At 71.6% G+C, this 13,191-nt stretch carries 13 protein-coding genes and 1 pseudogene; 6 read left to right on the top strand and 8 right to left on the bottom strand.

Annotated elements, in window-relative coordinates; all coding sequences use genetic code 11:
• Window positions 1-21: 21 nt before the first annotated feature.
• Window positions 22-375, bottom strand: a complete 354-nt coding sequence (locus IE242_RS05090) for an SsgA family sporulation/cell division regulator (RefSeq protein WP_189855623.1) — start codon at window positions 373-375, stop codon at window positions 22-24.
• A gap of 275 nt (window positions 376-650) precedes the next feature.
• Here IE242_RS05090 and IE242_RS05085 point away from each other — a divergent pair, with 275 nt between their 5' ends.
• From IE242_RS05085 to IE242_RS05065, 5 genes are all read left to right on the top strand, one after another.
• Entirely contained in the window at window positions 651-1,718 is a 1,068-nt protein-coding gene (locus tag IE242_RS05085) for an energy-coupling factor ABC transporter permease (protein WP_189855621.1), read from the top strand.
• 10 nt (window positions 1,719-1,728) lie between these two features.
• Entirely contained in the window at window positions 1,729-2,490 is a 762-nt protein-coding gene (cbiQ, locus tag IE242_RS05080; protein WP_189855619.1) for a cobalt ECF transporter T component CbiQ, read from the top strand.
• Window positions 2,478-3,254 carry an energy-coupling factor ABC transporter ATP-binding protein gene (locus IE242_RS05075; protein WP_189855617.1) on the top strand — a complete coding sequence of 259 codons (777 nt, stop codon included), beginning with the start codon at window positions 2,478-2,480 and terminating at the stop codon, window positions 3,252-3,254. The genes cbiQ and IE242_RS05075 overlap by 13 nt, the downstream gene beginning before the upstream one ends.
• Window positions 3,255-3,335: 81 nt before the next feature.
• Entirely contained in the window at window positions 3,336-3,785 is a 450-nt protein-coding gene (locus IE242_RS05070; RefSeq protein ID WP_189855615.1) for an organic hydroperoxide resistance protein, read from the top strand.
• Window positions 3,786-3,870: 85 nt separating this feature from the next.
• Window positions 3,871-5,067: a serine hydrolase domain-containing protein gene (locus IE242_RS05065; RefSeq protein WP_189856414.1), complete on the top strand. Its 1,197-nt coding sequence runs from the start codon at window positions 3,871-3,873 to the stop codon at window positions 5,065-5,067.
• A gap of 18 nt (window positions 5,068-5,085) precedes the next feature.
• Here IE242_RS05065 and IE242_RS05060 read toward each other — a convergent pair whose 3' ends face one another.
• Both IE242_RS05060 and IE242_RS05055 read right to left on the bottom strand, forming a co-directional pair.
• Window positions 5,086-5,361, bottom strand: a complete 276-nt coding sequence (locus tag IE242_RS05060) for a DUF1876 domain-containing protein (protein ID WP_189855613.1) — start codon at window positions 5,359-5,361, stop codon at window positions 5,086-5,088.
• A 202-nt stretch (window positions 5,362-5,563) separates the two neighbouring features.
• A pseudogene (locus IE242_RS05055) lies at window positions 5,564-6,297 on the bottom strand (hypothetical protein).
• A 642-nt stretch (window positions 6,298-6,939) separates the two neighbouring features.
• On the opposite strand from IE242_RS05055, the gene IE242_RS05050 reads away from it, so the two are divergent.
• A complete protein-coding gene (locus tag IE242_RS05050; protein ID WP_189855611.1) occupies window positions 6,940-9,033 on the top strand; it encodes a serine/threonine protein kinase in 2,094 nt (697 codons plus the stop codon).
• A gap of 18 nt (window positions 9,034-9,051) precedes the next feature.
• Here IE242_RS05050 and IE242_RS05045 read toward each other — a convergent pair whose 3' ends face one another.
• The 5 genes from IE242_RS05045 to IE242_RS05025 form a co-directional block, all read right to left on the bottom strand.
• The gene (locus IE242_RS05045; protein ID WP_189855609.1) at window positions 9,052-9,945 is read right to left on the bottom strand and encodes a hypothetical protein; all 894 of its coding nucleotides are present in this window, start codon (window positions 9,943-9,945) and stop codon (window positions 9,052-9,054) included.
• Between the two features lie 363 nt (window positions 9,946-10,308).
• Window positions 10,309-10,503: a hypothetical protein gene (locus IE242_RS05040; protein WP_189855607.1), complete on the bottom strand. Its 195-nt coding sequence runs from the start codon at window positions 10,501-10,503 to the stop codon at window positions 10,309-10,311.
• 11 nt (window positions 10,504-10,514) lie between these two features.
• Window positions 10,515-11,126 carry an ArsR/SmtB family transcription factor gene (locus tag IE242_RS05035; RefSeq protein ID WP_189855605.1) on the bottom strand — a complete coding sequence of 204 codons (612 nt, stop codon included), beginning with the start codon at window positions 11,124-11,126 and terminating at the stop codon, window positions 10,515-10,517.
• Window positions 11,127-11,211: 85 nt separating this feature from the next.
• Window positions 11,212-11,859, bottom strand: coding sequence for a response regulator (locus IE242_RS05030; protein ID WP_189855602.1), 648 nt, complete (start codon window positions 11,857-11,859; stop codon window positions 11,212-11,214).
• On the bottom strand, window positions 11,856-13,067 hold the full coding sequence (locus IE242_RS05025) for a sensor histidine kinase (RefSeq protein ID WP_189855601.1): 1,212 nt from the start codon (window positions 13,065-13,067) through the stop codon (window positions 11,856-11,858). The genes IE242_RS05030 and IE242_RS05025 overlap by 4 nt, the downstream gene beginning before the upstream one ends.
• Window positions 13,068-13,191 lie beyond the last annotated feature (124 nt).

Below are 13,191 nucleotides of genomic sequence, written 5' to 3'. Positions count from 1 at the left end.
TCCGTGGCGCGGGCCGCTCGTTCAGTGGACGTGGGTCGCCGGCACCTCGGCCGCCGCGTACGTCCGGCGCAGGAACCGGAGCAGGGCCTTGGAGTCGAACTGCAGCACCCGTGCGCCGCCCGCCGAGTGGAGCTCCAGCACGGCCGTCACCCGCCCGCAGGGCCAGACCCGCACGTCACCCGTGCCGGCCGGGGCGCGCAGCCCGCGCTCGACGACATCGCGGGAGACCGTCCAGTCGTGGGATTCGGGAAGGCTGACGTGAATCGCGCGCGGGTCGTCCTGCGGGTCGTACCGGAGCAGTACCGGGACCACGTCCCGGTCCTCCGGGGCGTCCGTGACGATGTGGGCGCGCGCGTACTGTTCGACGACGGACATCGGACGGCTCCTCACGACGCTCGACTGCTCGATCGCTCGATCGCTGGATCTGTTGATCTGGAACAGAAGCTTGGAATCCGGGATCCGCTGTCTGTCCAATGTCGCACAGTTACCGGGGTACGGCTCCCGGGCGCACTGCTTGACGCCGGGCCGGGTTCCGCCGGTTGTTCGCATCCTCACGCTCTTGCAAATCAGTTGCAAGAGGCTCATCATCGTACGGTTCCAGCCATTTCGTACGGCGAACCAGCCATGAGCCCGGAGAGCGAGCCCTCCCCATGCATGTCCCCGACGGATTCATCAACGCCCCGGTCTCGGCGGCCGCCGGCGCCGTCGCCGCGGGCGCCGTCGCGGTGAGCCTGCGCGGAGCGCGACGGGAACTGGACGAGCGGACGGCACCGCTCGCGGGCCTGGTCGCCGCGTTCATCTTCGCCGTGCAGATGCTGAACTTCCCGGTGGCCGCCGGAACCAGCGGCCATCTGCTGGGCGGAGCCCTGGCCGCGATACTCGTGGGCCCCTACACAGGGGTCCTCTGCGTCTCCGTCGTCCTCCTCATGCAGGGCATCCTCTTCGCCGACGGCGGCCTCACCGCGCTCGGCGTCAACATCACGAACATGGCCGTGGTGACGACGGTCGTCGCGTACGCCGTCTTCCGCGGCCTGGTGAAGGTCCTGCCGAGGAAGCGGCGCTCCGTCACCGTCTCCGCGTTCGTCGCCGCGCTGCTCTCGGTGCCCGCGGCGGCCCTCGCCTTCACCCTGTTCTACGCGGTCGGCGGCACCACGGACGTCCCCATCGGCCAGGTCCTGACCGCCATGGTCGGCGTCCACGTCCTCATCGGTATCGGCGAGGCCGCGATCACCGCGCTCACGGTGGGCGCCGTGATCGCCGTCCGCCCCGACCTGGTGCACGGCGCCCGCGGCCTGACCGCCCCGCTGAAGCTCCGGGTGAACGGGGAACTGGTCGACGCACCGGCCGCGGAGCCCGTAGCCGCACCCGCCACCGCGCGTTCCCCGCGCAAGATCCTGCTCGCCGGCCTCGCCACCTCCCTGCTCCTCGCGGGAGTCGTCAGCTTCTACGCCTCCGCCAGCCCCGACGGCCTGGAGAAGGTCGCCGCCGACAAGGGCATCGACGCCAAGGCCGAGGAGCACGCGGCGGCCGACTCGCCGCTCGCCGACTACGGCGTGGAGGGCATCACGAACGGGCGCCTGTCGGGCGGACTCGCGGGCGTGATCGGCGTAGGCGTCACCGTGGTCGCGGGCACCGGCGTGTTCTGGGCGGTGCGCAGGCGCCGCAGCGGCGAGCCGCCGTCGGCGACATCCGTGCCCGACGTGCGCGAGAACGTCTGACGGCGCGGTCATGGGTGCAGGACACGCGCACAGGCTCTACCGGCACGGGCACTCGCCCGTGCACGCCCTCCCGCCGCACACCAAGCTCACGGCCGTCTTCGCCTTCGTCGTCGTGGTGGTCTCCACCCCGCGCGAGGCGGTCTGGGCGTTCGCGCTGTACGCGGCGCTGCTCGGCACGGTCGCGTACGCGGCCCGCGTGCCGGCGGGCTTCCTCCTCAAGCGGCTGCTGATCGAGATCCCGTTCGTCGCCTTCGCCGTACTGATGCCGTTCGTGGCACAGGGGGAGCGGGTCGAGGTCCTCGGCCTGTCGCTGAGCGTCAACGGACTGTGGGGCGCCTGGAACGTGCTGGCCAAGGGCACGCTGGGCGTCGCCGCGTCCGTCCTGCTGGCCTCCACCACCGAACTGCGTGAACTCCTCCTCGGCCTCCAGCGCCTCAAGCTCCCGCCGCTGCTCGTGCAGATCGCGTCCTTCATGATCCGCTACGGCGACGTCATCACCGACGAGATGCGGCGGATGCGGATCGCCCGCGAGTCGCGCGGGTTCGAGGCGAAGGGCGTACGGCACTGGGGCGTGCTCGCCCAGTCCGCGGGCGCCCTCTTCATCCGCTCCTACGAACGCGGGGAGCGCGTGCACCTGGCGATGGTGAGCCGCGGTTACGCGGGCTCCATGCCGGTGATCGACGAGGTGACGGCCTCCCGGGCGCAGTGGTCGTACGCCCTGGCCCTCCCGGTGACCGCGCTCGTCGTCTGCGTGCTGGGATGGACCCTGTGACTGCTCCTGCTGCTCCCTCCCTCGAGGTCTCGGGCCTCGCCTTCGCCTACCCCGACGGGCACCAGGCCCTGTTCGGCGTGGACTTCTCGATCGCGCGCGGCGAACGGGTGGCCCTGCTCGGTCCCAACGGCGCCGGCAAGACCACCCTTGTGCTGCACCTCAACGGCATCCTGACCGGGGGAGCCGGCACGGTGAAGGTCGCCGGGCTCCCGGTCGGCCGGAAGCACATGGCCGAGATCCGCCGCCGGGTCGGCATCGTCTTCCAGGACCCGGACGACCAGCTCTTCATGCCGACGGTACGGGAGGACGTGGCGTTCGGTCCCGCGGCGGCCGGGCTGAAGGGCGCCGAACTGGAGGCGCGCGTGGACCGTGCCCTCGCCCAGGTCGGCATGGCGGAGTTCAAGGACCGTCCGCCGCACCATCTCTCCTTCGGCCAGCGCCGCCGGGTGGCCGTGGCGACGGTCCTCGCCATGGAGCCGGAGATCCTGGTCCTGGACGAGCCGTCCTCGAACCTCGACCCGGCCTCCCGCCGCGAGCTCGCCGACATCCTCCGCTCGCTGGACGTGACGGTCCTGATGGTCACGCACGACCTGCCGTACGCCCTGGAACTGTGCCCGCGCGCGCTGATCCTCAGCGAGGGAGTGATCGCCGCGGACGGCGCGACCGGTGACCTCCTCGCGGACGAGGACCTGATGCGCGCCCACCGCCTGGAGCTCCCCTTCGGTTTCGACCCGCGCTCGATCAAGATCTCTACCCCCGAGTAACCGGGCTTCACCTTCGGCGGTTACCTTGATCGCGAAGTACTCGCGCACTCGTGAGTCGCTGACGCAGGGGGAGGTCCCGCCATGTCAGACGGCGCCGCTGTCGACACCCGCCCGACGAAGATCATGTACGTGGCCGAGGCCACCGCGCACGGTGGCCGGGAAGGCTATGTGACCAGCCAGGACGGCCACCTGGAACTGAAGGTGGCGCTGCCTCCGGCGCTGGGCGGCGACGGCAACGGCACCAACCCGGAGCAGCTCTTCGCGGCCGGGTACAGCGCCTGCTTCCACAACGCGCTGATGCTGGTCGGCCGACGCCGCGGCTATGACCTGTCCGGCTCGACGGTCAGCGCGAAGGTCGGCATCGGCCCCACCGGCCAGGAGGACGGGTTCGGCCTCGCGATCGCCCTCAACATCTCCCTGCCCGTCCTGGACCAGGACCTCGCCGCCGAGCTCGTGGAGGCGACGCACAAGGTCTGCGCGTACTCGAACGCGACGCGCGGCAACGTGGACGTCACGGTCGTGCTCGGCTGAGGAATCGCAGGCGGCGGGTGGGCGTTGCACCCACTGTCGCAGGCGAGCAGGTGGGCATGACGGGAGTGCATACGTGGACGCGCACGTGAACGTGAACGGCACGGTGGCCGAGGGCTACGAGCCGGTCCGGGACGCGTTCGTACGGAACTTCGCGGAGCTCGGGGAGCGGGGCGCGGCGGTCGCCGTGTACCGCGACGGCCGCAAGGTGGTCGACCTGTGGGGCGGCACGCGGGACGTCGACGGCACGGAACGCCCGGAGCCGTGGGAGCGGGACACGGCCCACGTCATGCACTCGGCGACGAAGGGCGTCGCGTCCGCCGCGGCCCTGATGCTGGCCGAGCGCGGCGAACTCGACCTGGACGCCCCGGTCGCCGCGTACTGGCCGGAGTTCAAGGCGCACGGCAAGGAACGGCTGCTGGTCCGGCATGTGCTGGCGCACCGCGGGGGCGTACCGGTCGTGGACCGCCCGCTGACCCCGGCCGAGGCGTCCGACCCGGACCGTACGGCCGCCGCGATCGCCGCCCAGGCCCCGCTCTGGGAACCGGGCACGGACCACGGCTACCACCCGCACACGTACGGCTGGATGCTCACCGAACTCTTCCGCAGGGTCGAGGGCACGGGCGGCCGGGGCATCGGCGAGTGGATCGACACGGAGATATCCCGGCCGCTGGGGGACGTGGACCTCTGGGTGGGCCTGCCTCCGCAGCAGGCGCACCGGGTGGGCCGCTCAGGTCCCGTACGGCCCCCTGAAACCGCCGGGGGGCTCCGCATGCGCGCGAAGCGATCGGTGGCGGAGGCGTACGCGAACCCCGACTCGGTCACCTCCCGCGCCTTCGCGGCGATCACCCCGCCCCCCGACGACAACGACCCGGCCTACCGGGCGGCCGCCCACCCGTCCTCCAACGGCATAGCCACGGCGGACGCGCTGGCACGCTTCTACGCCGCGCTGATCGGCGACGTGGACGGCGGCGTACGCCTGTGGACGCCGGCCACGCTGGCGGCAGCCCGGTGCGAGGAGTCCGCGGGCCCGGACCGCACCCTCGTGGTCAGCACCCGCTTCGGCCTCGGCTTCATGCTCCACGGCCCGGCGTCCCCGCTCCTTTTCCCCGGTTCCTTCGGCCACCCGGGCCGGGGCGGCCCGCTCGGCTTCGCCGACCCGGAGTCGGGCATCGCCTTCGGCTACGTCACGAACGGCTTCCGCAAGACGGTGACGGCGGACCCCCGCGCCCAGGCGCTGGTACGGGGAGTCCGCGCATCCCTTGAGACCGGTGCGGGCGGCTGAGGCCGGCGCGGACGGCGCCTAGATCGCGATCGGGTGCGACACCCGCCCCGACTCCTGGTCGATCTCGTCGTGCGCCTTCGTGAGCAGCTTCATCGCCAGCTCGTTCAGCGCCCGCGCGCCCGCGATCTCCTCACCGACCCGGGGCTGGTTGCTGTCGGTACGGTGCCGGGTCGCGTACCCGTGCGCGTACACCTCGTTCCCGTCCGGCAGCCGTACGAGCGCCGCCGCCCGGGTGCGCTGGTGGTCCTCCTCGAACTCCAGCTCCACATGCCACCCCGCGATGGTGTGCACCATGACGAATACCTCCGGATCCGCTGCTGCCCTGTGGTTCCAGGGTGCTCCTCCCGGCCGCTCGGCGCACGGCCGACCGGAGCGTCAGGGCCACGTCCGCTCGATGCGGTCGTGGCGCTGGTCGGGAGGCTCGACAAGCGCCGTGAGGCGATCCACCGCGCGATCGAGAAGGGCGGCCCGGCCGCGTACGCGGTGACTCATCGGCTCAGCCGGCCGCACCGAGACGGTCCTCGGGCCGGCAGTCCCGGCAGCGTCCCGGAGTCGCTGAGCGGAATGCCCGGTCGCAGCCGTCGCAGTTCCGGAGGGGCAGGACGGCCGGGCGTTCCACGGGCTGCGTGAGCGGGGGCGGGGCGGGCAGGGGCGTCTCGCGGAGGCGGAAGGCGAGGATGCCTGCCGGGCGGGCCCGGAAGCGGTCGGGGAGGCCGGTGGTGAGTACGTCGGTGATCTGCGTTGCTCCCACGCCCGCCGCGAGCCACTGGCCGACGGCCGGTGCCAGGCGGGCTGCCTCCTGCTGGGAGAGCATCAGACGCGGGTCGACGCGGCGCAGTGCGGTGAGTACGGCGATGGCCTGCGGGTCGGCGTCGGTGAGCGGGGCGGCCGGGGGATCGGCCTCGCGCCGCGTGGGCGCGGGAGGGTTCTCGGCGGCAGCAGTGGGCTGCTTCCGGGGGCGGCGCGGTTTCGGCGGCTCGGGAGGGTCGTCCGGAGTGTCGCCGCCGGGTACGTCGTAGAAGTACGTCCGGGTACGGATCTGCCCGGCGGGCACCCGCTCGCGGCGGCGCTCCAAGTACCCGGCCACCTCCAGGCACTGCCGCGCCGTTGCGCGAGGGCGTTGGAGATCACGGTGAAGTCGGCTGCGAGCCGGGTGCGTACGTGAATCACGCCGGAGGTCGGAGCTCCGGCGTCGGCGCGCAGGCGCGCGTTAGACTGCGGGTCAGCCATCGGGAAGGTGTCTCTTCCTGATCGGTCAGGCCCTCGATTGGGATTGCCGTCCCGGCCGGGGGCCGTAACTGTTTGCGGTTGTCGCGGCGAACGTAACCGCCCGGATCCCGCCCCTGCAAGCCACTCACCCAGACGGGTGACGCAGGCGGGAGGGTGGGTGGGCGGGTAGTTCTGTCCCCGGTTCTTTACGGAGGTCAGCGGCCCGCCGGACCCTCGTGCACAAGGAACCGGCGGGCCCGGAAAAGGGCTCGCGACCGGATTGTGGTGGACTCGGACGCGGTGGTGCGTGGCCCTCGACCCGCTGCTGAACGCAGCCCAGGAGCCGGTCGCCAAGACCCCGTGGGTTCTTGCGGCTCGAACTCGGTCGTCACCAACCCCTGTTCGACCGTGGTGCGCAGTCACCTCCTGGACGAGGCCTTCGCCCGATCAAGCGGAAACCGCCGTGTGACGCGCGCTAATCTTCATCCTCCGGTTGGACGACCGAGACGTCGGACGTGGCAGGTCACAGAGCGACCGGTCCACGTCGTTGTCGGCGCTGTCGCCCAGCCGTCCGCTCGCAGGCGTCCCGTCGGTACAGACACGGAGGTGGCTCGGCGTGAGCCGGAACGGCTGTCGGCACGATGCACCGGTTGCCTGCCGCTGATGTCCACGCACCCAGGTGGCAGGGCCTCGGCATACACGGCATCCAGGACGGACCACCCGATCGATCCTCGGCTGACGACCGCACTGGCGGCGGTACGGCTCGCAGCCCGGGGCTCGCGCAAGGACTTCGCCCTCGATCCCCAGCCGATCGCCCGGGGCGGGCAGGCGACCGTCTTCGGCGCCGTCCACAAACCCACCGGTGCACGCGTCGCGTTCAAGAAACTCGGCTCACGCCTTCCCGATGCCCACGCGCGGATGCGGCGTGAGGTGGAAGCGGCCTGCCTGTTCGGCGGTCACCCCCATGTCCTGCCGGTCCTGGACTGGAGCCTGTCGTACGACTGGTTCGTCATGCCGCCGGCGGACGGCACGGCACGGCACCTCGCAGAGGAACTGTCGGAACCGGCGGCAGCACGTGAGCTCGTGACCGCCATGTGCACGGCGCTGCGGGAGCCTCACCGGCAGGGCTGGGTGCACCGAGACCTCAAGCCGGACAACCTCCTGCGGTTCGACGACCGGTGGGTGGTGGCCGACTGGGGACTGGGGAGGCGGCCCCGCGGACAGACCACCCATCCTCGCCGTACACAGGTGGGCGTCCGATTCGGTACGGAGGGGTTCGCCGCGCCGGAGCTCGCGGTCGACGCGCACACCGCCGGACCCGCAGCCGACGTCTACAGCATCGGACAGATCATCGGCTGGGCCCTCACGGGTACCTGGCCACAGCAGAACGTGCCGCTGCTGCCGCCCTCCGGGCCGTGGCGCACCATCGTCCGGGCCGCGACGCTGCACGACCCCGACCGGAGGGTCGCGACAGTCGACGCACTTCTCGCCATGGTCACGGCGGAGTTCGACGCGCCGACCGAGCCGGCGGCCCGGGGCGGACACCTTCTCCCCGCCGTGCGTGCGGGGAACCGGACGGCCCTGGTCGAGCTGTTCCGGCTGGCGGCGCGGATCGACCTCGACCACGCCTTCTTCCGGGACGTACTCGTCGCACTCGATCCTCACCATCTCCGGGCCGCCGTGGAGGCCGATCCGCACTCGGTCGGGGAGGTCGTACGTGCGATCCGCTCGCTGTACGGGAGCGGCGTGACCGGGTCGGAAGCCGCGGACCACGGCCGTGCCATCACATGGCTGCTGACCATCGCCGACCGCGCCGGGAGCCTGCCCCAGGGGGACCTGCTCGACGACGCCTTCGACGCCGTACTGCACCTGGCAGTGAGCGAGCGGGTGAGTCCGGACGTCCACGGAGGGATCGCCGCCTGGCTGTCCTCCAGAACGGGAGACGCCGCGTCCGTCATCGCCACGGTGTTACGCCGGTCCGCGCCTGGACCGCTCCTCCCGGGACTGGCGGACACCGACCCGCTGGACCACCGGATCCGGCTGGCGCTGCGCCCGCAGCAGCCTGCCGGGGCAGGAAACCCCACCCGGCCACCGGCCGATGCGGCCGGACCCGCCGGACCCGCCGGACCCGCGACTGCCCGCCGGAAACCCGCCGGCCTGCGCCTGCCGGCCGTATGGCGGCGTACCCTTCTGCTCCTCTTCGCCATCGGCGTCGCCACCGTCGTACTGGTCCCCCTCGGCACGCTCCTGGACGACGAGTCACCGAGAGGAACGTCCGACCCCGCCGCTCCGCAGAGCGACGACACCATCGCAGGGCTTCCCCGTGTGCCCAGCGACCTGGGATCAGGCATGCAGACGTTCATCGGGGCCTGGGACCGCTACCCGAACTGGAACCGATGCCGGTCCGGCTACGGGAAGACCGCCCTCACCGGTAACTTCCCGGCCCACGAGTCACAGGCCGGGCTGCCGACGAACAGCAGCTACTGCACCAACGACGGCAACCTCACCCTGATGTTCGCCGACTACCGACGGGACACCTTCGCCAAGGTCTCGCGTGCGTACTTCGACGCCGCACCGCCCGCCCGTCCGGTGGGCGGCGAGAAGGCACCCCCGTCGGGACTCCATGTCTTCGCCTGGAGCCCCACCCAACGGGCGCTGGTGTGGAAGGACGAAGATTCGCTCTCGCTCGCAGTCGCCGTCACGGACAGCCCGGGCACCGACCTGGTCGAGCTGTGGGCGAAGTACCCGCCCCAGTAGCAAGGGCCCCTGCCGAAGTCAGTGCCACGCCCCCCGGACCTGATCCGCACGTGCCCACCCGCACACCCGGCGGTCGCCGCTCACCGCGATACCCAGAACCCAGTCCAGCTCGGGGGAGAGCGCGGGATCGGCGGCGTACTCGTCGACGAGCAACGCATCGTAGTGGGCGGCCGGTTCCACGGTCGGGGAGCGCACGTCCGGCGAGGTGTACAGCACCGGCTTCCCCTGCGGGTGCAGGGCCACGGTGAGCTTCCCCGGATCACAGGTGTCCAGTGGACCGTATTGCGGACGCAGCCGCACAGGCCAGCCGTCTCGCACCCCCACCACATACGTGATCGGCACAGAGCCGCCTCCCGCACAGCTGTCCCCGTCCACGAAGAGGAACGCCTGAACCTCGAACCCGTGCGGGACGGCCGTCACGGACTCGATGCGCCGGTCGCATCGCGTCGATGCAACGACCGGCACCCGCAGCTGCTGGGCCCGGCCATCGCGCCACAACCAGACGTACCATGCCTGGCCCATCGCCATATCACCACTCGACGCCAGCCCCGCCACGGCGTCCTCGTGACCGTCACCGTCGACGTCGGCGAACTGGGGCCTCCCCAACAGGTTCCACTGCCATCCGCCGGTGTCGTTGCCTGCGGCGTGCCAGGCAGAACCGTCGACCAGCTTCACGGTTGACCCGAACGTCGAGTCGAACCACTCGAGATTGGCGAAGTCGACCTTGCGGATCTCCCGAGACGCCACCGATACCGCAGCATCTGACGTGGGCCGTCCTGACGCTTCACCGGCGCGATCACGGCACCCTGTCAACGTGACGACCGCGGCAAGCAGCGCGGCACCCGTACGTCCGGCCTGCCGACACAACACCGCGGCGCGCCGGTGTCGCGCCATCATCCGGGCTGTGACCACAAACGACGCCTTCCGGCTAGCTTTCGGCCGATGACAGTACGAACCGGACATGCCTTGCCGAACGCGAGGTCGTTCCGTCTACGGTCGACGACATCGCGGGCGAAATGGTGCTTCCGATCGCAAGGCCACGATGGTATCCGTGCGGGAGGTGTCCGACGGGGCGATTAGTCGGCAACAGCATTCCAGCAACAGTGGGTTGGGCGCGTCACAGCGGCCACCCGACACCCCGCCCTCGGCGTCCCCCGAGGGCGAGTCGGGTCGTGGCCTGTTCCTGGTGGACGTTTTGGCCGCGTGCTGGGGTTCGTCACCTCGTCGTCCGGTGGGCCAGACGGTCTGGGCGGAGGTGTCGATCGGCCGTGCCGGCTAGAAGCAGGAGGCCGCAGTCGCTGGCCGAGGGGTGGTGGCCAGGCGCAGGCCGACCTCCACGAGGGTCCAGCCCAGGCGGGTGCGGAAGTCCCGGGGGCGCCGAACCGTGGCGGCGAGTCGGTACGCGTCGGCTTCGGCGCGGAGTTCTAAGGCGCGGGTGTGGTGCAGGGCGAGGTGGGTTTCGGGGTGCATCGCGCGGCCTCTCAGTCCTTGTGGGTGGGGATGACGTGCGTGTGGACGCGCACCTGCTCGGTGCCCGGGGTGCCGTCGTCAGGGGCCAGGGCGCGGTAACTGCCGACGAGTGCGTGCATCTTGTTGATGAGCTCTAGGGCGAGTTCGGGCGTGAGGTTCAGAGTCCAGTCGCTCATGTCCGAGGAGCGGTTCCATTCCTCGGACCAGTTGTCACGGGTGCCGATCCAGGTCGCCAGCTCCCGAGTGTGGTGGTTCGCGATCTCGTGCATGTAGAGGGCGGCGGCTCCGCGTACCTCGGGACTGCGGTCCTCGTACAGCGCATCGTCGAACTGCACACCCCTGTGCACCGTCTTCCACCAGCGTTCCCGCCCCTTGCCGTGCTCCGGCGCGTCCTCGACGAAGCCGTGCGCGGCGAGTTGCCGCAGGTGGTAGCTGGTGGCGCCGCTGGACTCGCCCAGCTTCGCGGCCAGTTGGGACGCGGTGGCCGGTCCGCCTTGCCGCAGTGCTCTCAGCAGCTGCATGCGCAGCGGATGTGCGAGTCCGCGCAGCGAGCGGGCGTCGAGGCTGCGGACCTCTGGGTCCTTCGGGTCCTTCGGGTCCTGCGGGCTCTGCGGCTCGTCCATGCGTACGAAGGTAGCGATGCAAAGAGTCCGTTGCAAGGGTTTCTTTGCAACGGACTCTTTGTAAGTATCGGGCCTCGCGATCCGGTCAGCGGGCGAGCCCCGACTCCCAGGCCCAGGCCGCTATCTCGACCCGGTTGCGGACACCGAGCTTGCTCTGGATGTTGGTGAGGTGGGTCTTCACCGTGCCCGCGCTGATGTGCAGGGCGGCGGCGATCTCCGTGTTGGTGTGCCCGCGGGAGACGAGGGCGGCGACCTCGGTCTCGCGCTGGGAGAGGGGCGAGGGACTGGAAACCGGGGCGGCGGCGGGGCGGGTGAACCGCTGGAGCAGGCGGACGGTGATGGAGGGGCTGATGAGGGCCTCGCCGGAGGCGGCGGAGCGGACGGCCTCGGCGAGCAGGCGAGGGCCCGCGTCCTTGAGGAGGAAGCCGCAGGCGCCGTGGTGCAGGGCCTGGTGGACGTACTCGTCGTCGTCGAACGTCGTCACCATGACGACCTTCGGGGTGTGCGCGGCCCCGGGGCGGTGCAGGTGCCGCAGCGCCTCGATGCCGTTCAGCCGCGGCATGCGGATGTCCATGAGGACGACGTCGGGGCGGTGCTCGTCCGCCTGCTGGATCGCGGCGACGCCGTCGGCGGCCTGGGCGACGACCTCGATGTCGTCCTCCGCCGCCAGGATCATGGCCATGCCGGTGCGGACGATCGTCTGGTCGTCCGCGAGAAGGACACGGATGGTCATCGGGACACCTGCCGTAGGGGGAGGGGGAGTTCGAGTGCGACGTGCCAGCCGGCGTCGGACCCGGGACCGGACTCGGGGCCGGGGCCCGCGGTCAGTGTGCCCCCGGCGGCGCCGGTGACCTCGCGCAGGCCGCGCAGTCCGTAGCCGCCGCCGTCGGAGGCGTCGGACGGGCGCCGGGTTCCGTCGTCGGTGATCCGCGCGGTCACCCGGCGGCGGGAGACGTCCAGGTGCACCTGCGCGGTGGTGCAGTCGCGGGCGTGCTTGCGGATGTTCGTCAGGGCCTCCATGACCACGCGTTCCACGAGGTGCGCGGCGTCCGCGGGGAGGCTGTCGGCCGGGCCGGTCTCGGTGTAGCCGGCCCGGGCGCCGGGCAGCCGGAAGTCGGCGACGAGGGCGCGGACGGCGTCCGTGCCCGGTGCCCGCGGGTTCGGGACGGTGTCCTCGCGCAGCGCGCCGACCATCTTGCGCATGGCGGTCAGCGCCTCCGCCCCGGTGGTCTCGATCAACTCGAGGGCGTCGCCCACCGCCTGGGGCTTCTTCGCCGCGACGGCACGGGCACCCTGTGCCTGGACCACGATGCCCGATATGTGGTGGGCGACGTAGTCGTGCAGGTCGCGGGCGAAGCCGAGGCGCTGTTCGAGTCTGATCTGCTCCTCGCGCTGCCGACGGGAGGCGACGACCAGCCGGACCGTGAGGCCGGAGGCCAGGGCGCCGCTGGCCACCAGGGTCAGGACGAGCGCGACGATGCTGCTGCCCTCGTCCACCTCGATCACCAGCGGGCGCAGGATGACGGCGGCCATGAGCAGCGGCAGGGCGACGGCGGTGCCGGCCGGGGAACCCCGCCGCGCCGTCACGTGCAGCAGCACCATCAGGGCGGCCGGCTCGAACAGGGTGTAGGTGTCCGAGGCCTCGTCCAGGTTCGCGTCGCCGCCCGCCGCCAGGCGCAGCCCGACCGAACAGGCCAGCGACACCAGGGCCACGCCGCACGCCGCCCACGCCAGTACCGCGGGAGGCAGCCTGATCCCCACGGCGGCCGGGAAGGCACCGGCCGCCGCCGCGGCAGTCGACAGGAACAGCAGGAGCCCGGTGCCCTCGTACCTGAGGAGGCCGGTGCCGACGTCGACCAGCAGGGCCGCCCCGAGGACACAGAGCAGCAGGGCGCCGCCGACGAACCGGCCGACAGCCGCGGCGCGCGGTGATCCGATCATGGTGAGCAATCTAGCCGCGCCCGCAGCCGGGCCCCCTCTGCCGAAAGTCGTAGCCGGCTGCCGAGGAATGGATCTTTCGGCAGATCCGGCGGACCGGGTCCCGAACGGAAGCTGAACGACGTCA

Source organism: Streptomyces poonensis (assembly GCF_014650915.1).
Classification (GTDB): domain Bacteria; phylum Actinomycetota; class Actinomycetes; order Streptomycetales; family Streptomycetaceae; genus Streptomyces; species Streptomyces poonensis.
The sequence above is the reverse complement of the archived record's forward strand: the minus strand, read 5'-3'. Positions and strand labels throughout refer to the sequence as shown.